This window comes from Metabacillus litoralis (assembly GCF_003667825.1).
GTDB classification, from domain to species: Bacteria; Bacillota; Bacilli; order Bacillales; family Bacillaceae; genus Metabacillus; species Metabacillus litoralis_B.
Genome location: NZ_CP033043.1, coordinates 5,047,155 through 5,070,375, shown reverse-complemented (window position 1 = coordinate 5,070,375; position 23,221 = coordinate 5,047,155). Strand labels below are relative to the sequence as shown.

The 23,221-nt window shown below is 36.9% G+C and carries 27 protein-coding genes and 1 riboswitch; of the genes, 8 read left to right on the top strand and 19 right to left on the bottom strand.

Annotation, left to right across the window (positions count from 1 at the left end; all coding sequences use genetic code 11):
* Nucleotides 1–3: 3 nt before the first annotated feature.
* Complete coding sequence (locus D9842_RS24825; protein ID WP_121664757.1) at nucleotides 4–246, bottom strand: hypothetical protein; 243 nt, start codon at nucleotides 244–246, stop codon at nucleotides 4–6.
* 179 nt (nucleotides 247–425) lie between these two features.
* On the opposite strand from D9842_RS24825, the gene D9842_RS24820 reads away from it, so the two are divergent.
* Nucleotides 426–2,699, top strand: coding sequence for a UvrD-helicase domain-containing protein (locus D9842_RS24820; RefSeq protein ID WP_121664756.1), 2,274 nt, complete (start codon nucleotides 426–428; stop codon nucleotides 2,697–2,699).
* Nucleotides 2,700–3,345: 646 nt separating this feature from the next.
* Here the strand turns inward: D9842_RS24820 and D9842_RS24815 are convergent.
* The 6 genes from D9842_RS24815 to D9842_RS24795 form a co-directional block, all read right to left on the bottom strand.
* Nucleotides 3,346–3,600: a sporulation-specific transcription regulator SpoVIF gene (locus D9842_RS24815; RefSeq protein ID WP_098799451.1), complete on the bottom strand. Its 255-nt coding sequence runs from the start codon at nucleotides 3,598–3,600 to the stop codon at nucleotides 3,346–3,348.
* A gap of 195 nt (nucleotides 3,601–3,795) precedes the next feature.
* The gene (locus D9842_RS24810; RefSeq protein ID WP_121664755.1) at nucleotides 3,796–3,915 is read right to left on the bottom strand and encodes a YjcZ family sporulation protein; all 120 of its coding nucleotides are present in this window, start codon (nucleotides 3,913–3,915) and stop codon (nucleotides 3,796–3,798) included.
* Nucleotides 3,916–4,005: 90 nt separating this feature from the next.
* Nucleotides 4,006–4,215, bottom strand: coding sequence for a hypothetical protein (locus D9842_RS24805; RefSeq protein WP_121664754.1), 210 nt, complete (start codon nucleotides 4,213–4,215; stop codon nucleotides 4,006–4,008).
* Entirely contained in the window at nucleotides 4,190–4,918 is a 729-nt protein-coding gene (locus D9842_RS24800) for a DUF421 domain-containing protein (RefSeq protein ID WP_121664753.1), read from the bottom strand. Before D9842_RS24800 ends, D9842_RS24805 begins: the two co-directional genes overlap by 26 nt.
* Nucleotides 4,919–5,057: 139 nt before the next feature.
* Nucleotides 5,058–5,183 carry a hypothetical protein gene (locus D9842_RS26455; protein WP_255301696.1) on the bottom strand — a complete coding sequence of 42 codons (126 nt, stop codon included), beginning with the start codon at nucleotides 5,181–5,183 and terminating at the stop codon, nucleotides 5,058–5,060.
* 190 nt (nucleotides 5,184–5,373) lie between these two features.
* On the bottom strand, nucleotides 5,374–5,724 hold the full coding sequence (locus tag D9842_RS24795) for a DUF1360 domain-containing protein (RefSeq protein WP_121664752.1): 351 nt from the start codon (nucleotides 5,722–5,724) through the stop codon (nucleotides 5,374–5,376).
* 336 nt (nucleotides 5,725–6,060) lie between these two features.
* On the opposite strand from D9842_RS24795, the gene D9842_RS24790 reads away from it, so the two are divergent.
* The 3 genes from D9842_RS24790 to D9842_RS24780 all read left to right on the top strand — a co-directional run bounded on the left by D9842_RS24790 (nucleotide 6,061) and on the right by D9842_RS24780 (nucleotide 7,417).
* Nucleotides 6,061–6,477, top strand: a complete 417-nt coding sequence (locus tag D9842_RS24790) for a spore coat protein (protein ID WP_121664751.1) — start codon at nucleotides 6,061–6,063, stop codon at nucleotides 6,475–6,477.
* A gap of 76 nt (nucleotides 6,478–6,553) precedes the next feature.
* The gene (locus D9842_RS24785) at nucleotides 6,554–6,835 is read left to right on the top strand and encodes a hypothetical protein (protein ID WP_121664750.1); all 282 of its coding nucleotides are present in this window, start codon (nucleotides 6,554–6,556) and stop codon (nucleotides 6,833–6,835) included.
* A 93-nt stretch (nucleotides 6,836–6,928) separates the two neighbouring features.
* Entirely contained in the window at nucleotides 6,929–7,417 is a 489-nt protein-coding gene (locus D9842_RS24780; RefSeq protein ID WP_121664749.1) for a spore coat protein, read from the top strand.
* Nucleotides 7,418–7,450: 33 nt separating this feature from the next.
* Here D9842_RS24780 and D9842_RS26450 read toward each other — a convergent pair whose 3' ends face one another.
* Nucleotides 7,451–7,585, bottom strand: coding sequence for a hypothetical protein (locus D9842_RS26450; RefSeq protein WP_257535943.1), 135 nt, complete (start codon nucleotides 7,583–7,585; stop codon nucleotides 7,451–7,453).
* Between the two features lie 119 nt (nucleotides 7,586–7,704).
* Here D9842_RS26450 and D9842_RS24775 point away from each other — a divergent pair, with 119 nt between their 5' ends.
* Nucleotides 7,705–8,190 carry a CotY/CotZ family spore coat protein gene (locus tag D9842_RS24775; RefSeq protein WP_121664748.1) on the top strand — a complete coding sequence of 162 codons (486 nt, stop codon included), beginning with the start codon at nucleotides 7,705–7,707 and terminating at the stop codon, nucleotides 8,188–8,190.
* A 140-nt stretch (nucleotides 8,191–8,330) separates the two neighbouring features.
* Nucleotides 8,331–8,732, top strand: a complete 402-nt coding sequence (locus tag D9842_RS24770) for a CotY/CotZ family spore coat protein (RefSeq protein ID WP_121664747.1) — start codon at nucleotides 8,331–8,333, stop codon at nucleotides 8,730–8,732.
* A 1,327-nt stretch (nucleotides 8,733–10,059) separates the two neighbouring features.
* Here the strand turns inward: D9842_RS24770 and D9842_RS24760 are convergent.
* On the bottom strand, nucleotides 10,060–10,560 hold the full coding sequence (locus tag D9842_RS24760; protein ID WP_121664745.1) for a CotO family spore coat protein: 501 nt from the start codon (nucleotides 10,558–10,560) through the stop codon (nucleotides 10,060–10,062).
* A 280-nt stretch (nucleotides 10,561–10,840) separates the two neighbouring features.
* Between D9842_RS24760 and D9842_RS24755 the strand changes: the two genes are divergently transcribed.
* Nucleotides 10,841–11,803: an EAL domain-containing protein gene (locus D9842_RS24755; RefSeq protein ID WP_121664744.1), complete on the top strand. Its 963-nt coding sequence runs from the start codon at nucleotides 10,841–10,843 to the stop codon at nucleotides 11,801–11,803.
* 40 nt (nucleotides 11,804–11,843) lie between these two features.
* Here the strand turns inward: D9842_RS24755 and fabI are convergent, their stop codons facing one another.
* The 10 genes from fabI to mgtE form a co-directional block, all read right to left on the bottom strand.
* Nucleotides 11,844–12,614 (bottom strand): enoyl-ACP reductase FabI, encoded by a 771-nt coding sequence (gene fabI / locus D9842_RS24750; RefSeq protein WP_121664743.1) that lies wholly within the window; start codon nucleotides 12,612–12,614, stop codon nucleotides 11,844–11,846.
* Nucleotides 12,615–12,717: 103 nt separating this feature from the next.
* Nucleotides 12,718–13,356, bottom strand: a complete 639-nt coding sequence (thiE, locus tag D9842_RS24745) for a thiamine phosphate synthase (protein WP_121664742.1) — start codon at nucleotides 13,354–13,356, stop codon at nucleotides 12,718–12,720.
* 129 nt (nucleotides 13,357–13,485) lie between these two features.
* The gene (thiD, locus tag D9842_RS24740; RefSeq protein WP_121664741.1) at nucleotides 13,486–14,298 is read right to left on the bottom strand and encodes a bifunctional hydroxymethylpyrimidine kinase/phosphomethylpyrimidine kinase; all 813 of its coding nucleotides are present in this window, start codon (nucleotides 14,296–14,298) and stop codon (nucleotides 13,486–13,488) included.
* 15 nt (nucleotides 14,299–14,313) lie between these two features.
* Nucleotides 14,314–15,330: a thiazole biosynthesis adenylyltransferase ThiF gene (locus D9842_RS24735; protein ID WP_121664740.1), complete on the bottom strand. Its 1,017-nt coding sequence runs from the start codon at nucleotides 15,328–15,330 to the stop codon at nucleotides 14,314–14,316.
* A complete protein-coding gene (locus tag D9842_RS24730) occupies nucleotides 15,330–16,097 on the bottom strand; it encodes a thiazole synthase (RefSeq protein WP_121664739.1) in 768 nt (255 codons plus the stop codon). Before D9842_RS24730 ends, D9842_RS24735 begins: the two co-directional genes overlap by 1 nt.
* A 4-nt stretch (nucleotides 16,098–16,101) precedes the next feature.
* On the bottom strand, nucleotides 16,102–16,305 hold the full coding sequence (thiS, locus tag D9842_RS24725; RefSeq protein WP_121664738.1) for a sulfur carrier protein ThiS: 204 nt from the start codon (nucleotides 16,303–16,305) through the stop codon (nucleotides 16,102–16,104).
* 4 nt (nucleotides 16,306–16,309) lie between these two features.
* Nucleotides 16,310–17,428, bottom strand: a complete 1,119-nt coding sequence (gene thiO / locus D9842_RS24720; RefSeq protein ID WP_121664737.1) for a glycine oxidase ThiO — start codon at nucleotides 17,426–17,428, stop codon at nucleotides 16,310–16,312.
* A complete protein-coding gene (locus D9842_RS24715; RefSeq protein WP_121664736.1) occupies nucleotides 17,412–18,020 on the bottom strand; it encodes a thiamine phosphate synthase in 609 nt (202 codons plus the stop codon). The genes thiO and D9842_RS24715 overlap by 17 nt, the downstream gene beginning before the upstream one ends.
* A gap of 87 nt (nucleotides 18,021–18,107) precedes the next feature.
* Nucleotides 18,108–18,216: riboswitch (TPP riboswitch) on the bottom strand.
* An 85-nt stretch (nucleotides 18,217–18,301) separates the two neighbouring features.
* The gene (locus D9842_RS24710; RefSeq protein WP_121664735.1) at nucleotides 18,302–20,149 is read right to left on the bottom strand and encodes a monovalent cation:proton antiporter family protein; all 1,848 of its coding nucleotides are present in this window, start codon (nucleotides 20,147–20,149) and stop codon (nucleotides 18,302–18,304) included.
* A gap of 126 nt (nucleotides 20,150–20,275) precedes the next feature.
* Nucleotides 20,276–21,643 carry a magnesium transporter gene (gene mgtE, locus D9842_RS24705; protein WP_121664734.1) on the bottom strand — a complete coding sequence of 456 codons (1,368 nt, stop codon included), beginning with the start codon at nucleotides 21,641–21,643 and terminating at the stop codon, nucleotides 20,276–20,278.
* A 360-nt stretch (nucleotides 21,644–22,003) separates the two neighbouring features.
* On the opposite strand from mgtE, the gene D9842_RS24700 reads away from it, so the two are divergent.
* Entirely contained in the window at nucleotides 22,004–23,179 is a 1,176-nt protein-coding gene (locus tag D9842_RS24700) for an FtsW/RodA/SpoVE family cell cycle protein (RefSeq protein ID WP_121664733.1), read from the top strand.
* The last annotated feature ends 42 nt before the right edge of the window (nucleotides 23,180–23,221 follow it).

Below are 23,221 nucleotides of genomic sequence, written 5' to 3'. Positions count from 1 at the left end.
TTTTTACACATATTCGTTAAAGAGCTTACCTTTTCCTGTAAATGATGAGGAATATTTATTTTTCTTCAATTTTTCTTCTAAGATATCTGCAAATTTATGCTGCTGTTGTGAATTTTCTTCTTCATTGTTTCGATTCAACTTAATGGCAGAAATTGGTAAGATTTGCGAATAATGTTGTTGTACAGAGATTGATCGATTTGCGTATTGTGTGTATGTATCTTGCTGAATTGGTAAAATATAACCCATCTTTGTCACCTCTCCCTTACATAAATTCCCTTATTTTTGTTAAGTTAAACCATGTATTTTTACCTTTTCGTTCGGTTGTCATTCTGTTAAGATAGACTTTGTCGCTTATGAAAGTTTGTTTTTTATTATTTTATAAATACATACGCTTTAGCATCCTATTTTATGGGAGGAGGGTCACTATGAATTCTGCAAAGTTGAAAGATGTTACAATCTCCTTGCTTCAATTACCTCGAGAAGATTATCAACGAATCTATGAGTCTTGTTTAAAAGAAGAGGTCACCTGTCAATGTTGTGGGCAGCCTGTTCGATTTTATCTAGGAATAAGCAAATCTCCATATTTTTATCATTCCAATCAAACACGAAATGAAACTTGTCAGCAGCAGTTTCAAGAGTATTACCCAGATCAGCCTGTTCAGGTAAAAGAGCCTGAACTATTATATGAAGAAAAAAACGGATTCCGCATACCAAAATCCCGAAGTGTTGCAACAGTTGAAAAGCCACAGGTAATCAAGTGGCTTCAGCCTAAATACATTAAAGGAAGAACACCGTTTACATTAAAAGTGAAAACACCTTCATCAATAGTAGGTATACCTCTTGATATTGAACAAAAGGAAGCTGTGACAACAATTGAAGGACCACTGCTTATTTTAGCTGGTGCTGGTAGTGGTAAAACCCGAGTTCTTACCACAAGAGCTCTTTATATGATTGAAGAAAAAAAGATCCAACCAACTTCGATCATGCTTGTTACGTTTACAGCAAAAGCCGCACGAGAAATGCATGAGCGTCTCGCCGCTTCTTCATCACTACATGTTAGTCAGTTAAATCAGCTCGTGATTGGTACTTTTCATAGCATATTCTACAAAATCCTACTTCATCACAATCGCGATAAGTGGAACGGCCAAAATCTTTTAAAATGGGATTGGCAAAAAGAAGTTTATTTAAAAAATTCGTGTAGAGAGCTAGGTATTGATGAGAAGGATTTTCCATTCGACCAAGCCATTCAACAAATTGGTTTTTGGAAAAACACAATGAAGTCAGTGAATGATATTCACCCAGCAGATGAATGGGAACAAACAGCATTAACTCTTTATCGGGCATATGAGGATCAAAAGCTACAACGAGGTCAATTTGATTTTGATGACATGCTTGTTCATTGCTATCAACTTCTAAAGGAAAATCCCGATATTCTTAAAGCTTATCAAAATCGTTTTCAGTATTTTCTTATTGATGAGTTTCAAGATATTAATCCTATTCAATATAAGCTCATTCAACTCCTCTCAAACCACACAAGAAATTTATGTGGAGTTGGCGATGATGATCAAACGATTTATAGTTTTAGAGGAAGTCAGCCTTCTTTTATTTTAGACTTCAAGCAGGAATATCCTGATGCCAAAGTGATTCACCTATCCTCTAACTACCGATCAGATCACGAGATCGTATCAACAGCCAATGAGGTTATTTCAAAAAATAAACATCGCTTAAGTAAGAGCATGATTGCTCAGTATCAATCAGAGCACTTACCTGTTACCTTTTTTCCATATGATGAGGAAGAAGAGGCAACGATGATTCTGCAAGATATGAAGGAAAAAATTGAAGAGGGTGCAGCTCCTGATGAATTTGCTGTTTTATACCGAACTCATACCGGTGGACGAGCTGTGTTTGAACGCTTCGTGCAATCAAGCATTCCTTTTACGATGGAAAATGGACAGTCTTCTTTTTATGAAAGAAAAATGGTTCGTAGTATGCTTTCCTATTTGCGATTAAGTATGAATGCAGATGATTCAACAGCGATTGCCGAACTTATTCGAGCACTATTTTTAAAGCAATCCGTTGTGAACGATGTAAAGGCTTTGAGCATTTTACATGATTGCTCCCTTGTTGAAGCATTGTTGCACGTGAATGGTTTGCCGAACTTTCAAAAATCAAAGCTTAACAAGATCATCCCAAGAATCAGCTCTCTAAAAAATGAGAAGCCGGTGACAGCACTAACTATTATCGAAAAGGAACTGGGCTTTACTGATTATCTTAAAAAGCAAGGAAACGAAGGAAATACGATGGAAAAAGGCTCAGATGACTTGAATGACCTAAAAGTTGTCGCAAAGAAATTTTTAACCATCCCAGATTTTCTTCAACATATTGATCACATGACCGTAACTCAGCAAGCTTTGAAAGGAAATAAAGACAATTCCGGAGTTCAACTGATGACGATTCACCGCTCCAAAGGCTTGGAATTTAAATATGTGTACGTATTAGGCGTTGTGGATGGAGCACTACCACATGACTTCGCCCTTGAATCTGCCAGAAAAGAAAAATATGAATTTCTCGAAGAAGAAAGACGCTTACTATATGTCGCGATGACAAGAGCAAAAGAACACCTATACCTATCTGTTCCATCCTATCGCCGAGGACGAAAAGCCGCACCTTCGCGGTTTATTAAAGGGTTGCTAAAATAGATATATTTTTGAAATAGTGCGATGAGCGACAATTTGATCGCTTTTGACTTTGGGAATGTCGTTCATTGGCGCTATGAACGACATTTCACCTGCTTTCTTACTCTGGTTTGTCGTTCATCAACGCTATGAACGACATTTCACTCTCTTTTTCGCTTTGATTTGTCGTTCATCTACCTTATGAACGACATTCCACTTGCTTTCTCACTTTGGTTTGTCGTTCATCAGCCTTATGAACGACATTTCAATTACTTTCTCACTCTGGTTTGTCGTTCATCAGCCTTATGAACGACATTTCAATTGCTTTCTCACTCTGGAATGTCGTTCATCTACCTTATGAACGACATTTCAATTGCTTTCTCACTCTGGTTTGTCGTTCATCAGCCTTATGAACGACATTTCAATTGCTTTCTCACTCTGGTTTGTCGTTCATCAGCCTTATGAACGACATTTCAATTGCTTTCTCACTCTGGAATGTCGTTCATCTACCTTATGAACGACATTCCACTTGCTTTTTCCCTTTCGTTTGTCGTTCAAGTCTACTTATTCCCTTCAACTTGTCCTTCATACCACAAATAATAAAGAAAAGCAGTCCATAATTATTCGGACTGCTTTTCACTGTAACTATGAATCTCCAAACCTAGTTATGTTATTTTTTATTCATCATTTTGGCAATTGTGTTAAAGTCTAGCTTTTCTTTACCATTTACGATGGAATTAACAATTTTATCTTCCATTTCTTTATTTACTGGTTTATTTGCTATTCTAGATACTTGTTGGATGACACCGCGAACTGTTTTTTCGTCTTTAAAGTTTGCACCTTGTAAAGAGTTAGCTAAAGAAAAGATATCATTCATGTTTACGCCAGTTTTGCCTTCAAGGTTTTTAAAGAATTTGCTATCCATTTTCCCGCCTCCTTAATTCATGATATATACTATGGACTTAATTTAAAAATGTGATTAAATTTCAAATTTCTTTTGGGCTACTGTGATTTTTCCAACAGTGTCCTCACCATGACCCGTCACCGAAAAAAACACACCCAAAAATGACAAAAGTACGAGCAAGAGTGCTCATACTTTTATCCTTACATCTTTTTAAGATTAGTTGTAATAAGAAGCACCAACAATAATTAAAAGGATGAACAATACAACGATTAATACGAAAGTGCTACCACCACCGTAGCTGCCACCGCCGTATCCGTAACCATAGCCGTAACCCATGCGCTAAGCACCTCCTTTACCTAACTTCTCTACATCATATGTAAAGGAAGTACTTTTGGTTGGACTAATATACATAATTGAAAAGTTTAATTATTTCGCCCCTGCTTTTCCGCTCATCCATTTTTCCATCTGAGATGCAACCATTTCCATCTTTTGCTCAAATTCATCAGCTGTATTATCTAAATTAGTTAATTGCTGATCAACGTTATCATATCTATTGTCTTCATTCCTCTGAATAGAATCATGCTTTCTTAATTTTGATTCCATCCACCGTTCAAAGAGTTGTTCCATAATCTCCATTTTTCTCTCCTTCCTTCTCAAGATGGTCATCAAAATAATCAACATATAATTGACCATCTGAGCCAATTTGTCCAAGAAAAATATTTGCTACCTGACTATTTTGGGATTGTAGTTTTGATTTGAGCCAAGCAATGCTATAACCAGCAGAATAAATGGTTTCTGGTAAGAACTTTCCATCCATGATAACCGTAAGAGGTTTTACCACCTCTGGTCCCTTTCCGAAAAAATCCTCCCATTTTGTTGGTTGTTTTTCTTTTTTCAGTAGCACACTTAATTGTCCACTTGTTTCCAAAACAGCAAACTCTACATCTGAGACTTGAAAAATATCTTTTTTCCTGAGTTGTTCAAGTAAGTCATCCGTACTATATTTTTCTCTCTTCATATTTTTCTCTAAGATCTTTCCATCTTGTATAAAAGTGGTTGCCTGCCCCTCCACTATGTCTCTAAATTTCTTACTTCTAAGTGATAAAGTAGAAATAATAATAGGAAATAAAGCCCAAATTAATATTGATATAAGTCCGTTTACCACATTTAATTCAACATCCATCGTAATGGTTCCAGCAATATCACCAACTGTTATGCCAACAATGTATTCAAAAAACGATAACGCTGATAGCTGCTTTTTCCCGAGTAATTTTGTAATGAAAAATAGACCTAAAATAATGAGTATTGATCGTATAATGACCTCTGTCCAGCTTGGCATGTTGTTTTGCTCCTCGTTTAGTCTTATAAGCCTCATTATTATGCATTTAAAACTGTAAAAATATGTAATATAAAAGGAGTACTCGAAAAATCAAGTACTCCCTTGTTATAAAACTGAAAAAGAAGCTGAATCGGAACAGTTAGACGCGTTTCTTTTTCTTTCCGCAACCGCAGCCACTTTTTTTAACTTTTTTTGGTTTGGAAACAGATACAGATTGGTTGGAATTAGTTGGTCTTCCGGAAGGATTCAAGTTAGCCTTTTTCATGTTATATCCCACCTTCCTATAAAAAATTCTTTATCTTAGGAGCACACCTTCAATATTCATTAGCTGATTGAAAAATGATTACAGCTTGTTAAGGAGGATTATTCGTAAAATAGAGTATATCTTCCTGAAATTTTTCAGCTTCTATATCTCATTTTATGTGTTAATTTCTATTTGTTTCTAAGGGTATTGCCTAATCTATAATTCTACTGACAATTGATTCAATAATTCCGGCTACTCCAGCAATGGCTAAAATCATTAGGAGTGGCTCTGCCCCTTGAGGCCAAACCCACCATATTCCGTATAAAAATGCCGTACACCATACACCTGTACACCAATAACAGCTCAAAAGCTCGCCAATCCATGCCCGTATTCCTGATCCTTTTATTTCAATATAAACCTCATATTCCCCATCATCATTCATCTCTTCAACTTCTCGATGGAAAGGATTACGAATAAAAGCAGTAATTTTGTCAAACACAATTAATCTAGTTAGTCGAAAAGCTGCAAAAGCCAGGATGATGAATTGTAGCCAGGTTGTCATTTCCCCCCACCTCTCAAACAATAATCTTTATAAATTATGAAAGTATTTTTCTTTTATGTATGTGTACAAGTTACCCATCGATTTTTTTCTGACACGAGATTTGTCCGTTGATGAATTTAACGACTCAATATATTTGTCCATCAGCTTTTATCTAAAAAATGGGTTCAAACCTGTATGTTTGACTCATACAAAAGGCAGTGCATCTGCATTATATACAATTAAAAGGAAATCACGGCTTAACACACGATTTATGATCCTTCCCTCGGCGTCCTTATCGTTACGGTTAAAGGTCGTGGTTTCCTTTTAACCTCTTATTGATGAAAGGAGTGAGTTTTAATGACAACTAGATGGTCTGCATTAGATGACTGCAAATGCAAACACGAAGATGCAACACAAGATGCTGTTCAAGTGAACGAAACCATTCAAGCTTCAGAAGAATATATTTTCATTAAAGACTCTTGCAATATTGAAGTGACTTCAACTGATACTCAGGTTGCTGTTTCATTACAAGCAGCAATTCAAGTAGCTATTGCCTTGGTAATCAATTTAACAATTGCTGATAGCGACCGCGCAGAGCAAGTAACTCAGCAATTGCTTCAAAGCTCTGTTATTAAGCAAGCAAACAAACAAAAACTCATTATCGAAAACTCTCGCGATGTAAAAATCACAACAACTGATACAGATGTTGCAATTTCTCTCCAGGTTCTTATTCAAATTTTACTAGCATTGCTAGTACAAATTGACATCCTTTAATCAATCTGAATGAGGAAGAATTGTTTTGGGCATAGGGAAAGGTCCCTTAACCAATACGAAATTGGAGGTGAACACATTGTCTAACGAAAAATTAAACCTACAGGATATTTCTTCTTCTATGATGCAGCTATTTGTTCAAGATGTTTTTAATAAGAACAATATTTCAGAAGAAAACAAAAAAACGTTATCTGAAGATCAAAAAGAAAAGCTAAGAAAAGTAGTAGCAGATCTTCAAGCACAAGTAGACGAATTTGTGAAAAATTCCAAAGAAAAGAAAGAGGAAAAGCCTGCAGCAGAAGAAGCACCGAAAAACACAACACTACGTGAAATGATGAAAAATAGAAAAAAAGACAAATAAACTAAAAATGGGTAAAAACACCAAGATGTTTGTCTTATACAAAAATGAATTCTAGACATTTAATAATAGTAAATCGAAAGGAGGAATTAGAAAATGCAAGCAAAACCATATGAATGGGTAGCATTAGACCGTCATTCTTGTCATCCAACAGACTGTTATTCTAACAACGAGGTGGCTGGGGCTCAAACTGGTAACTTTTTTGATGACGATGCAACAGTTTCACAAAACGCTGCACAAGTTAGCGAAACAGAACAAATTTCTTCTGAAACAATCATTGTAAGAGATTCTTGTGATATTGATATTACTTCAACAGACACTCAAGTAGCTGTTTCTTTACAAGTTGCACTTCAAGTTGCAATCGCATTAGTTATTAACTTAACAATCGCTGACAGCGCTCGTGCAGAGCAAGTAACACAACAATTAATCCAACAAGCTGATATGAAACAATTAAACAAACAAAAATTAGTCATTGAAAATTCTAAAGATGTAAAAGTTAAAACAACTGACACAGACGTAGCAATTTCTCTACAAGTTCTATTACAAATCTTAATCGCATTAGTTGTGAACATCGACATTTTCTAATGAACTAAGAAGCAGGGGACACCCCTGCTTTTTTTATGTGACATGCCATTTCTGGTCTAATCCGTATGTCTTTTCTTTTTTCCCTTTACCTAATAGCCAGACTTTATTTTCTTCTATTATATATCTTGCTCTGTTGCCAAATGCAGACAAACCATACATACCATTCACCTAAATTCTTTCCCAATGAATTCATCTCAAACTAGACGATTACCCACACCAACTAGTCATTACCCACATAGTCTGTTAAGGACTAAAGTCAATAAATAAAATTAAGGAGATGACTATTAATGGGTTGCAAAGATAAAAGAGACAGAGATAACAATTGCGTATGTGATGCGGTAGAACAAATTTTAGCTGAACAAGAAGCAGTAGAAGAAATCACTTGCCCTACAAGCTGCTACAGCAATTTACTAGGCCCTGTCGCTGGTCCACAAAGAGATACAATTCCTTTCATCCTTTATGGAAAAAAAGGTGAACTCTTTAAAGCATTCGGTAATGTTGGTGGATTCACTGGAGACATGACTTGTTTCCAAACAATCTTCTTCCGCGTTGAAAGTGTAGAAGATTGCTGTGCAACATTATCATTACTTCGCCCAGTAGACGTTGATGGCAATACGCTTAGCGTATGTAATCCTTGTGACGAAGACTTCTTCGGTCTTGAAAAAACTGATTTCTGTATCGAAGTAGACCTTGATTGCTTCTGTGCAATTCAATGCCTATCACCAGAATTAGTTGACCGTGTTGCTGAAGACAGAAAAAAATACCACAAATAAATGTAGATAGATAGACTGCTGTTTTATCAGCAGTCTTTTCTTTTTTATGTCCCTACTACATAAATAGGCGCTTTCCCTAGAACGTTCTTGTACCTATTTTCTTATACTATCAATAAGAACGAATAACAGGAGGGAAGATAATGAAAGATCATTGTGTATGTGATGCAGTTGAAAATATCTTAAATCAACAAAAAGCCGTTGAGGACGAAAAATGCCCTACAAGCTGTTATAGCAATCTTCTAAACCCTGTCAAAACGCTTGGAGATACAATTCCTTTTCTTCTTTTAAATGAAAAGGGTCAGCCATTTCAAGCCTTTGGTAACGTCGGCGAAAATTGCTTTGAAACGAATTTCTTCCGTGTAGAAGGTATTCACGATTGCTGTGCAACACTAAGACTCTTACTTCCACTTGATTGCCATGGCCACCTTGCAAAAGAAATTTGTGACGTGAAAGAATTAGTGAAAACTAGAAACTGCGTAGAGGTCGACCTTTCTTGCTTCTGTGCGATTCAATGTTTATCACCTCGCTTAATTGCTGGATAAGACTTTTTCATTCATAAAAAGTTTGCTCTTATTGAGACATAGTTTGGCTCGAAGCCTGAAGCTATGTCTCTTTTGTTGTTGTATGAGGTAGGAGACCCTGCTCCGGTGCCTGATTCTTGTCTTGATTTACTTTGACTTTGTATTGAGACAGAAGATCTTCTCTGTACATGTTTTATGTCTCGATTCTCTTTGTATCGGGACATAAACTCTTCTCTGTACTTGTTTTATGTCCAGATTCTCCTTGTATCGGGACAGGAACTCTTCTCGGTACCTGGTTTCTGTCCCGATTCTCCTTGTATCGAGACAGTAACTCTTCTCGGTACTCGTTTTATGTCTCGATTCTCCTTGTATCGGGACATAAGCTCTTCTCGGTACTCGTTTTATGTCCCGATTCTCCTTGTATCGGGACAGAAACTCTTCTTTGTACACGTTTTATGTCTCGATTCTCCTTGTATCGGGACAGAAGATCTTCTCGGTACTCGTTTTCTGTCTCGATTCTCCTTGTATCGGGACAGGAACTCTTCTCGGTACTCGTTTTCTGTCTCGATTCTCCTTGTATCGAGACAGAAACTCTTCTCACAACTCGTTTTCTGTCTCGATTCTCCTTGTATCGGGACAGGAACTCTTCTCGGTACTCGTTTTCTGTCTCGATTCTCCTTGTATCGGGACAGAAGATCTTCTCGGTACACGTTTTATGTCTCGATTCTCCTTGTATCGGGACAGTAACTCTTCTACCAACACGTTTTCTGTCCCGATTCTCCTTGTATCCAGACATAAACCCTTCTCGGTACTCGTTTTATGTCCAGATTCTCCTTGTATCCAGACATAAACTCTTCTACCAACACGTTTTCTGTCCCGATTCTCCTTGTATCGAGACATAAACTCTTCCCTGTACACGTTTTATGTCTCGATTCTCCTTGTATCGGGACATAAGCTCTTCTCGGTACTCGTTTTATGTCCAGATTCTCCTTGTATCGGGACAGTAACTCTTCTCGGTACTCGTTTTATGTCTCAATTCTCCTTGTATCGAGACATAAACCCTTCTCTGTACTCGTTTTTATGTCCCGATTTCTCCTTGTATCCAGACATAAACTCTTCTACCAACACATTTTCTGTCCCGATTCTCCTTATCCAGACAGTAACTCTTCTACCAACACGTTTCTGTCCCAATTCTCCTCGTATCCAGACCTAAACTCTTCTCCCAACACGGTTTCTGTCTCAATTCCCCTTCGTATCCAGACCTAACACCTCTATCCTAAACCACCCTGTCCAAATTCAACCCAAAGAAAAAGCTAGACACATCAGTGCCTAACTTTTTTAAGTACAATTAAAATCCTAATAAGTTAATCGCTTTAATCTCAGCAAGCTCCAAGTCGATTGGTTTTGCATGTGTTAGTGAACGGATCGTAACAATATTGTCTTCTTCTGACATAATAACGCCGCGGTATGTTTCCTCAGCTGTTTCAATCTGACATAGTGTTCTTGGCATATTTTTTGGTAAGTTTGTGAAGAACTCTACTTTTTCAGCAATATTCATTTGTGTGATTGGCTTTCTTTGTTTTCGATATTGTTTGACCGTTGTTTCTTCCTCAGGTTGTTCTTTTTCCTCAACAACCGCAACAGCTGTTTCTGGTTGTTTTTCTTCTGTTACCTCCTCTTCTTCCTCCACTACTGTTAGCTTTTGAGCTTTTATTTCTTTTGGTTGATCTGCTTTTTGTTGTTTTGATTTTTTTACAACAAATGATTGCATATTTACATCTATATCTTGATGTTCGGGTGAAACGATATACATAAGGGGCTTCATTTTGTAATTTTGTTTATTTGACACTCATATCCCTCCTATAAAACGTATGTCTACACATTCAACATGTTATGCTTGCGAACTGGGTAATGTGCCTATTTCTTTGAGGTTGTGATAAGATGATGAAAATTTATTTAAAAGAAGCCTATTTCCATACAATTTTCATGCCAAGAAATACGTCCCTCTCCAAAATAATGTAATTTTTACAATAGATTTACATCTCCTTAACAATAAACTGTTATTGTCGAATTACGTAGGAAAAGTAGATATCAGATCGTCTTAGTACGACCTTTAAAGGAGAAGTAGTATGAACAATATCAGTCAAGAAACGCCCGATCAAGCTAAACAATTAAAGAATCACTTTCTTGAGATCCTTGATCAGCGGCAGCTTACTGTTCATTTCCAACCAATTGTTCATTTTCATAGTAATACGATTTATGGATTCGAAGCTTTATCACGTGGACCAGTTTCTAGTCCTTTTTATTGCCCGGATGCTTTATTTCCCTATGCAGAAGAAGAGGGTTTATTATATTCATTAGAAAAATTAGCAAGAGAACGTGCATTTGAGTTAAGTAAGGATGCCATTACCAATCAAAAGTTGTTTATTAACTTAAATTCGCAGGTTATTTATGATAAAGAATTCAACGCAGGTCATACGATATCGGTACTAAAGCATTATGGTATTGAACCAAAGAATGTTGTGTTTGAAATTACCGAAAGAAATGCCATTAACGATTTTAAGGCGTTTCGAAATGCTTTAAATCACTATCGTGAGCAGGGATTTAAGATTGCTATTGATGATGCGGGGGCAGGCTACTCTTCGCTTCAATCCATTTCAGAATTGATGCCAGATTATATAAAAGTAGACCGTTCTCTTATAAGCGGTGTGGACCATAATGAGGTCAAATCAAACATTCTTGAAGCATTTGTAACCTTTGCCAAGAAAATGAATAGTCAAATTATCGGAGAGGGGATTGAAACTGAGGCTGAATTACAACGAGTCATGAATCTTGGCATCCAATTTGGTCAAGGATTCTTTCTTGCAAAGCCAGATCATCCTTTTCCACAAATCAATCCTTTTGCTAAAGAATGCATTGAATTGGCTAATCCTTATAAAAATAGAAAATCTGTTATTGTTGATGTTGGAGATGAAATTATTCTTGTTAAAAACGGAAGTATTCTCAAACGTCAACCTGCACGAACCTTATTACATGAAGACAACTTTCAAGAAAAACATGCTTCAAATTCGATACAATGTTATAAAAATTAATAATAAGAAGGCGACTCAACAATTGAGCCGCCCTTTTTAATTAAGCTAAAATATGATATCCGGAATCAACGTGTAGGTTTTCACCAGTCATTCCTCTTGATAAGTCACTGAATAAGAATAGTGCTGTATCTCCCACTTCTTCTGGTGTTGTTGTACGACGAAGTGGTGAACGTTCTTCAATGTCTTTTAAAATTGAGTTGAAGTCACTAATTCCTTTTGCAGAAAGTGTACGTATTGGTCCAGCTGAGATTGAGTTAACACGAATCCCATCTTTTCCTAGGTCGCTTGCTAAATATCTAACACTTGCTTCAAGTGAAGCTTTTGCTACACCCATAACGTTATAGTTTGGTAGTACTCTTTCTCCACCTAGGTATGTTAATGTTACAATGCTTCCGCCTTCTGTTAAAAGACCTCTTGCCTCTTTAGCCACAGCTGTTAATGAATAAGAGCTGATGTTTTGCGATAGTAAGAATCCTTCGCGAGTAGTGTTTAAATACTCACCTTGAAGCTCTTCTTTGTTTGCAAATGCGATACAATGAGCAATACCGTGAATCACACCAACTTGCTCTTTAATTGTTGCAAAACAAGTTTTGATTTCTTCATCGTTTGTAATATCACAAGGTATTACAAGGGATTCGCCTTCTAATGAGTCAGCAAGGTCACGAACGGACTTCTCTAGACGTTCACCTGCATATGTAAAAATTAATCTTGCTCCAGCATTATGTAAAGAACGGGCAATTCCCCATGCAATACTACGTTTATTTGCTACTCCCATTACGACGATATTACGGCCTTTAAGTGATAAATCCATGTACATCCTCCTTAAATTAATACAAGTTATTAGTACCTGGTTATAATTATAGCATTGATATTAAATAAGTGCTATTTCATAATTTCCATTGTTAAGACTTTTTCTATTGTATCGAACAAAATGCTTGTGTGGCATCTTTTGGTGACTTCGCCTGGCTGATCGCACTGATGATAGCCACTCCATTTGCACCTGAATGGTAGACCTCACTGGCATTCTCTAATGTTATCCCACCGATTCCTACAATCGGCAAATGAATAAAGCCTGCTTCTCTTATTTGCGTAATAAGGGATGGCCCTACTACATCATGTGCATCTTGCTTTGTTTTCGTTGAGAACATTGGGCCAACTCCGATATAATCGGCTCCATCAGCTACTGCCTTTTTTGCCTCCTGAATGGAATGCGTTGAAATTCCAATCCATTTGGTAGCTCCTACTCTTTTTCTTGTATAAAAAGGATCACTATCATCTTGTCCAATATGAATTCCATCTGCGTTAAGCTCTAATGCTAAGTCAATATCATCATTCACAATAAATGGAATTCTATTCCTTTCACATAGCATTTTTAATTTTTTTCCTAAATAAACTTGTTCTTCACCTGCTAAAGCTCCTTTGCCCTTCTCTCTATATTGAAACATCGTAATGCCACCCTTTATGGCCTCAGACAATGTTTTTTCTGGATCAAAGGTAAAGCAATTCACAGATCCCATTACAAAATATATTTTTAGTGCTTGAGATACGTTCATATTGTATGCCCCTTTTTGATGGTGCCTGGCACCACCCGAATTTTGTCGAATAAACCCAAAAGGACTGACTCGAGCCATAACAGTTGCTACCTGTCATGGCTCATCTGTGAGTCAGTCCATAGTCTTCATTTATACGGTTGTTATGTTGTTTTTCTTAAAAGCCCAATGATTGGTTGGGCCGTGTCCTCCACCAATCCCTAATTGATCTTCAATTGCAGCTTGAATAAAGGCTTTTGCCGTTGAAACAGCTTCACGTACACTTTTACCTTTACTAATTTCAGCCGTGATCGCAGCAGCGAATGTACAGCCGGTACCATGTGTATGCTTTGTTTCTTTTCGTATACCTTCGAACGTATCAAAACCCTGACCATCATATAACAGGTCTATAACCACTTCACCGTTAGGGTCGTGACCACCTTTAATCGTGACAAACGTTGCACCAAGATCATAAAGCTTTTTAGCAGCATCTTTTTTTTGCTCAAACGTTTCAATTTTCATACCTGTTAACACTTCTGCTTCAGGTATATTTGGGGTAATCACTTTAGCTAACGGCAATAAAGCGGTAATTAAAGCCTCTACAGCTTCTTCTTGTAATAATGATTGCCCGCCTTTTGCGACCATAACAGGATCAACAATGATATTTTCCCAGTTATAATGCCGAATTCTCTCCGCAACAAGCTGAATCATTTCAGCATTAAAAAGCATGCCTGTTTTAATCGCATTTGGTGCTAAATCTTCTGCAACAGAATCAATTTGAGTTTTTAATGCTTCTATTGATAAAGGATAAACTCCTTGGACACCAATTGTATTTTGAGCTGTAACAGCAGTGATTGCTGTCATGCCAAACACTCCAAGCTCTTGAAATGTTTTTAAATCTGCTTGGATGCCTGCTCCTCCTCCAGAGTCCGATCCCGCAATTGTTAAAGCACGAGATACTGTCATTTTATATCCTCCTTGCTACCCGATGTAGCGGTGATAAATCTTCTTCGCTTCAGAAATATCCTTCGTTCCGTGGATAAGGGCACGACCATCCTTAAATAGGACGATTCTGTGTTCACCAAACGTAAATGACATAAGAAATGGATTTTCTAAAAAAGCATCTGCAATCGGCTTTATTCGCTCCGCAATTTGTTCAAAAGAAAATTGCTTACCTGAACTTGGTCTAATTTGCACAGTATCTCTACCGCATAGAACAGCAGCCTTTGTTTCCATTTCAGCCGTTAAGTAAGGAAAAACTGGATCAGTACCACAAGTTGGGCATGCATCATTTTTCAGTCGATCCATATTAATTGAAGAATATTGGTTTTTCCATAAATCAAATGATACAAGCTTACCTCGCATGTTTTCCATATCTCCTACGAGAATTTTAAGTGCTTCTGCTGTTTGATGTGAAGCAACCATACTTACAATTGGTGAGATCACCCCGACTGTGTCACATGTCATTCCATCAAACGGGATATGCTTTAATAAGCAATGTAAACACGGTGTTTCACTAGGAATAATGGTGAACGATAAACCATAGCTTCCCACGCAGCCACCGTAAATCCATGGAATATTATTTTTTATTGAAAGATCATTAATCAATAATCTTGTTTCAAAATTATCCGTCGCATCTATGATCACATCTACACCTTCAGCAAATTCCTCAATATTTGCAGAGGTAACATCTTCTACATACGATAAAACTTCTACTTCTGAATTTATCTTTTCAAGATGCTGCTTTGCTGCAACAGCTTTAGGAATGCGATTGATCGCATCATCTTCTATATAAAGCTGCTGTCTTTGCAAATTGCTCCATTCAACATAATCCCGGTCAACAATTGTTAATGTTCCAATGCCCGCACGTGCAATCATTTCAGCGCTAGCCGTACCTAAAGCACCTGCTCCAACAATCAATACATGTTTTTTTCGTATGTTATCTTGACCCTTTTCTCCAATTGGAGTAAATAGCATTTGTCTAGAATAGCGTTCCATTAAGTCGTAATCATTCCTTCTGTTGGACTACTTGCAATAGCATAGTCTTTTTTAGCTATTCTACCAGCTTCATACCCTAGTCTTCCAGCTTCAATCGCTAACTTCATCGCAACAGCCATTTTCACAGGATCTTTAGCAGCCGACACAGCTGTATTTAATAGAACACCATCTGCACCAAGCTCCATTGCTAATGCCGCATCCGCTGGTGAACCAATTCCCGCGTCAATAATGACGGGCACTTTAGATTGCTCAATAATAAATGATAGATTAAGAGGATTTAGAAGTCCCTGACCAGAGCCAATTGGAGATGCTCCCGGCATAATAGCATGAACACCTAACTCTTCTAATCTTCTAGCAAGCACAACATCATCTGATGTGTATGGTAAAACGATAAAGCCCTCTTCTAAAAGCATTTCACTTGCTTTTAACGTTTCAACTGGGTCTGGTAATAATGAACGATCACAGCCAATAACCTCAACCTTAATCATGTCACATAAGCCTGATGCTTTTGCTAGTTTCGCAATTCTTACTGCTTCTTCAGCTGTTTTAGCTCCTGCTGTATTTGGTAGCAGTGTATATTTTGAAACATCTAATTGCTCTAAAAAATTAGGTTGTGATTCTTCGAAAATATTCATTCGGCGCACCGCAAACGTTAAGATCTCCGCTTCTGATTGGGCAACTGCTTCCTTTTGAATGTCAAATGAAGGGTATTTTCCTGTACCTAATAATAATCTTGATTGAAATGTTTTATCTGCAATTTTTAACATAAAATCATCCTCCTCCTACAAAATGAACTAACTCAATTTCATCACCATTTGAAATGATTGTGTTTTCATATTGATCTTTTAAAACAATCTCGCGGTTATGCTCAACAATAACAAGACGATCTTCCAGCTTGTAAAACGCCAGTAGATGCTGAATTGTTTTAACTTCTTGATTTAATTCAACCTGTTCACCATTTAATTTAATGCTCATGAAATCACCTCGTTGTTTGAGTAAGCTTTCTCGTTAAAGAAAAAGCATGAATATACTCTTCGTTTTGTTTTCTTTTTAAAATAAGATCTCTGACCATTGTTCCTGTTTTAGGAGCAAGCAGAATTCCATTTCGGTAATGTCCTGTTGCAAAGTAGATGTTCTCATCCTCAGGATGCTGTCCAATATATGGCTTTCCATCATCAGATTGTGGCCTTAACCCAGCCCAAGTATCGAGCAGCTTAGCGGATGTAATACTTGGCATCATCGGCGTCACTTTTTCAATCAGTGACTGAATTCCTCCAAGTGATGGTGTTGTACTCCAATCATCCTCAATCATTGTGGCTCCTACAACAAACCTTCCATCACCCTTTGGAACGATATAACAATGGTCATAGAAAAGAGTCTTTTCGAGATCTAAATGATCCCCTTGAACGGAAAGACATTCACCCTTAACCGGCCTCATATTGACCTCAAGTCCTAATTGTTTAAAAAAGTGTCCACTCCATACTCCATTTGCGATAACTACTTTGCTACAAAGATAATCCCCTTGTGGTGTTGATAACGTATACTGATTTGTAGCTGTTTTCTTAATAGAATGAACGGGTGTATTTTCTTTAAATGTAGCTCCTAGTAAGCTAGCAGATTTCGTGAAAGCCGCACATACATGTGTAGGAGAAACGTGGCCATCTTCAGGAATATAAAGCGCTCCTACGATCGAATCAGACACATGTGGTTCACCTTGTAAAACTGTTTCTTTCGTGTGCCATTCTAAAGTTTGATAGTCTTCTACAGCTTTCTTCAAAACTCTCGCTTCATTTTCTGTCATTGCTAGCTTATACATGCCTTTATCAACTAGTTGAATATTAATCTGTGATAATTCTGACAGCTCATCACGTAAGATGTGATAGTGTCTTTGACTTTCCTTCGCAAACTGAAAAAAAGCATCATTATTTTCCAATTCGGAATTTGCCCCAAGCATTCCAGCAGCTGCACATGTTGCACCTGTACCACCTTTATGGCTATCTAATACAAGAACGGAGATTCCCTCTTTTGCAAGCTGATAGGCAATTGACTGCCCAATTATACCGCCGCCAACAATTCCAACATCATATTGTTTTTGCATGGTAACCCCCCTCTTTTAAATTGGTTAAAGCTGCAATTGGATCACTGCTCGCTATAACATAGGACATAACAGCAACACCATGAACACTTACGTTTTTAAGCAACTTAATTGTGCTAGGAGTAATGCCTCCTATCGCAATAACTGGAATTGTCATGTGCTCACAAATTTCAGCTAATTGTTCTACACCTCTTGGAGGTAATGCTGCTTTTGAATTTGTTTCAAAGATGTGACCAAATAACAAGTAATCAGCCCCCGCTTCTTCACATCGTAAAGCTTCTTCTAGCGAATGGACAGACCGTCCAATTCTTACGTGCGAATCAAAAGCTCTTACTACCTCAACAGGAAGGCCGTGACCTGGTAAATGAACATTAGGAATATTATGTAATAAAGCAACATCAAGTCGATCATTGATCACAAGTTTTTCCTTCGGTACACCCCGCTGAAGCAAATTTGACACAAGTAACATGATGTCTGAAGCCGTTTTCTGTTTTTCCCGGATATGAATATAATCCACATCTTGATGGAGCATCGTAAGTTTCACTGTTAATTCATTTACCGTTTGCTTGCCATCTGTAATGACATGAAATTCCACTTTTTTCACCTTGATTCTTAAATAGTAAAGTTTTATAGGACGCAAAAAACCACTTTCCTATAGGAAAGTGGTTTACATACACAAAAAACCATGATGTATCCACTTCCCTACGCTGGTATCATCCAGATCAGGTTATAAGGGTCTTAAAGTCACACTTTAATCTCAGCCTCTATTTAAGGCTCCCCTAGCGGTTGTTTCTCTCGTATTTACTTATTTCTATCATACCAAATGTTTGGAAACTTTCAAGAGTAAGATACCCTGATGTTTTTTAATTGATAAAATTATATTAATTCCAACTCATGTTTAAGTTCATTTACATATTCTCTAGAACCCGTCACAATTAGACGATCTCCTAATTTCAGGTCTGTATCTCCATGTGGGACAATCGAATCTTTGCCTCTGAAAATACGGACAAAAATAATGTCTCCTGTAAACGGAAAGTTTCGTAGCAGGATGTTATCGTATTTTGCATTATTTAAGTTAATTTGATATAGAGTTGTTTCCTGATTTGTTAAGATTCTCATAACACTTGGTGCTTCAATTAAAGCACGAAGCATCGTTTTTGTTGAAAGAAGTGTAGAGAAAATATCAATACCCTCATCCTTTAATTGACTTGCTAAATCAGGTGATGCCACACTAGCAATCACTCGATCAACTTGCTCTTTTTTTGCAAATAAGGCAATATCGGCATTTCGTTGTTCATCACCAGTAGCTACAACGATTAAGTCTACATCAAATGCGTTTCGATCTTTTAATGTTTCAACCTGAAAATCATCAATTTCTCTAATCTCAAACAATGATTCAGAGATTTGTTTATCAATTTTATCTTGTTGAATATGATAAACCGTTGTTTCATAAAGATCTTGGTTTAGCTCTCTTGTAACAGGCAGTGACATTTGATTGGCACCAATAAAGGCAACCTTGATTTTGGTTGATTTTCCTTCGCTTTTTGGAAAAAGCTTTTTAAAGAAAATCGGAGTTACGATACTCGTAATTACTGCAACTAAAATAAGCGCACCTGACATTTCAGCTGTGATAATCTCCATTCTTTCCCCAATCGTTGCAGCAGCAATGACAAGAGAAAGCGTAGATGTTAAGAGAAAACCAGCTGCAAGTGTTGTTTTGCCATCGTACCATCTTTTCAAATAATAAACAGGTAAAATCTTAGAAATCAGAAGTGCGATAAATAATAATGGAATAAGCAGGAAGATTTTTGGATCTTTAAACAAAGCCCAAATATCTAATTCAACTCCAACCATTACAAAGAAAATCGGAATAAGAAATCCATATCCGAAAGAATCAAGCTTTTGAACCATTTCTTTGTTAGGAGATAATAGCGAAACTAGCACACCTGCTAAAAAGGCTCCTAAAATATTTTCGGCACCAATTGTTTCGGAAATCGCCACTAATAAAATAATTAACGTAAAAACAGCTCGTGTCCCAATTTGAATCGTCCCTTTTGACATTGTTTCGATGAATGAACGATTCATAAATGTTTTTCCTAAGAAATAGAGCCCAACACCAGCTCCAAATAGAACTAATAACAACCATGTATTGTTGTCTCCACCACCATAAATGGAAGCAAAAACAGCAAGAAGCACCATTGTGACTAAGTCGGCGATAACAGCCACAAGTAAAATAATTTGACCAATATTCGACTTCATAATTCCTGCATCTTTTAATGTAGGCACTACTACTCCTAGAGAAATAGTCGAAATAATTAAGGTCATTAAAAACGCGTTGTCCATTAACCCGATCCATACAAAGATGTAGGATAATAATAAGGATAGAGCAAAAATCCCAACAAATATGATGAGTGATACGAAAAACGCATTAGGTGCATCTTTACCAGAAGGAAGCTTTTCCTTTTTCTTTCCTCCCGCAAAAGCTGTAAAGTCTATTTCAAGACCACTAAGAAACATTAAGAAAATAAATCCAAGCATTGATAATGTCTCAAGCCACATATCCTGGTGGACAACATCAAAACCACTTTTTCCAATAATTAACCCAACGATAATTTCGGCTACGACGACTGGCATAAAGTTTAGCTTTAATCGATGTAGTAAAATAGGGGTTAGAAATGCTGCGAGAATAACAATAACTAATGAAGTTACAGATGCTCCATGCATCGTATCCCTCCTTTATCTTAAATTCATTAACATTAAAAGGTAAAATATCTAGTGAAGAATGTATATCTTCTATCATATAAAACCTAGAACATAACTTGTAACAATATGCTCTAAGCTGGAATCTAGTTAAATTAAATATTGCATAAACAAAGTCGCCATACCAAAATAAATTAAAATACTAATAATATCATTTATAGTTGTAATAAAAGGACCAGATGCAACAGCCGGATCCACCTTCAATTTATGCATAATTAATGGAATAAAGGCACCAGAAATCGTCGCTACAGTTAGTGTAGCCAATATTGAGATCCCTACTAGTGCACCTAGAAATAAGTCACCTTGCCATACAAAAACAACAACAGTCACAACAACACCACAAATTGCCCCTGTTATTAAACCTGTACCTGCCTCCCGAACAATCATCTTACTAAGATTTTGATCTTCAGTATCACCGAGTGAAATTCTTCTAACAGCAACGGCTAAAGCCTGTGTTCCTGTGTTTCCTGCCATACCGGCAATTAAAGGGATAAACACGGCTAAAATGGCAACCTTCTCTAATGTTGCTTCAAATCGACCAATTAAACTTGCTGTAAACATTCCAAGAAATAATAATATAATTAACCACGGCAACCTTTTTTTGGCAGCCGAAAACGGCCCTCTATCAGTGGAGTCAACGTCAGATACCGCAGCAAGCTTCGAATAGTCATCACTTGCTTCTTCTTCAATAACATCGACGATATCATCAACAGTGATAATTCCTAGCAGATGTCCTTGAAAATCAACGACTGGGAGCGCAAGGAAGTTATAGTCTTTCATTTTTCTTGCAACTTCTTCTTGATCTTCCGCGACACTTACCGAGTAAACACGTTCATTCATAATGTCTGAAATCATCGTGTCAGGTTCACTAATAATTAAATCTCTTAACGAAATAACACCAGCAAGCTTTTCATCTTCATTCACAACAAATACATAATAAATAGTTTCAGCGTTTGGAGCTTCTTTTTTTAATATTTGCATGGCAGAATGAACCGTTTGATGAGCATGAATGGAGATATACTCCGTTGTCATGATACTTCCGGCTGTATATTCTTCGTAATGAAGCAACTCTCGTATTTCTTCAGCTGCTTCATCATCCATAATTGTTAAATAACTTGCAACCTGATCCTTATCAAGCTCATTTAAAACGTCAACGGCATCATCTGCATACATCTGTGCAAGCATTTGGGCAGCAAACGTAGGATCCATTTCTGATAAGTATGTTTGATAAAGGCCATCTTCATCTTCAATATTTTCAAAGACCGCTGCCATTTCTTCCGGAGAAAGAAAATGATAAACAGTCTGGCGATCTTCTGGGTCAAGCTTAATAAAAAAGCTGGCCTGGTCGTAAGGGTGCTGCTCTAAAAACACGGAACGAAAATCATCCATATTTTTCTGAGTAAGTGCTGAAAGCAGCGTTCCTTCTTCAAGCTCAACTTGTTCTCTTTCTTCTGACAAAGTCTGTTCCTCCTCTCTTTGTCATATATATTAAGGAAATAAATAAAATTTCGACATATACTTAAGTATTTCTACATATTGCGATTCACATTATAATAACTATAATATTCTATATGCATTTATTGAAGCAATAAGATGAACATTATTTACAAAAATAAAACATTTCCTTTTAGAGACTTTTTTTCCATTAAACGCGTTATATTCTGGAGCGGAAATCAACTTTCATCTAAAATGTAAACCTAAGAAAACAACCATTATAAAATGGATCCTTTGCAAATCGTTCACAATCCATTAAGATGGTTAATGATACAATGACTATATAGAAAATTTCAAGTTTAAAGATTTAGAAAGGGATCGACTATGACAAACGAAAAATCCCCACAACAACAAATAGATTACACATTAATTTTTATCATGTTTTTATTAGCTATCGTGAGTACATTCGCGATAAACAGTGCTGAATCCACCCTTCCAGAAACACTAAAGGGCATAAACTTTTCAATGAAACAGATTCAATGGTATATTATCGGATCATTCGCTGTTGTTGTTACGATGCTGATTGATTATGACCGATTTAAGCAGCTAGCCTGGTATTTATACGGCTTTGGTTTACTCCTTTTACTAGGTCTTGAAGTTTTACCACAGGGTATTGTTCAAACAATTAAAGGAGCAACAAGCTGGTATAGAATTGGTCCATTAGGAAATTTTCAGCCTTCGGAATTAATGAAAATTATTATTATCATTGTCTTGAGTAAGATTATTACAGATCATCGTGAAAAATACCCTAAAAATACACTAGCAGATGATTTTCTCTTAATTGGAAAGATTGCTGCGGCTGCGGCTCCGCCTGTCCTTCTTTTAATAAGACAGCCGGATATGGGGATGACCATGGTGTTCTGTGCGATTATCGGATCGCTTATTCTGATCTCAGGGATTCAATGGCGAATTATTGTTACAGCAGCTTCTACTTTTTTAATCGGTGCCGGAACATTTATTTTCATCTTTATTAAATATCCTGATTTTTTCTTAAAGTATATTTTACGCGGAGAAGAATATCAGCTAGATCGATTTTACGGCTGGCTTAATCCTTGGGAATATTCTGGTGAGCAAGGATTTCAGCTTGTTAAATCATTGTTAGCTATTGGATCGGGTGAATTACGTGGAAAAGGCTATCAAAATCTAGAAGTTTATTTACCTGAGGCACATACTGACTTTATCTTTGCGATTATTTCAGAGCAATTTGGATTTATTGGCGGTAGTATTGTTGTTTCATTGTTTTTCTTACTTATTTATCGCATGATTCATATCTCTCTAGAAAGCAATGATCCGTTTGGCAGCTTCTTATGCACAGGTGTCATTGGTATGATTACATTTCAGGTTTTCCAAAATGTAGGCATGACGATTGGGCTACTCCCAATTACAGGTCTGCCATTGCCATTTGTTAGCTATGGAGGAAGCTCTCTTGCCACTTATATGGTTGCTATCGGAATTGTTCTAAATGTCCGTTCACGAACAAGAAAATACATGTTTGACTAATCGAAGTGGTACCCTTATAAATAGGGTACTTTTTTTTACACT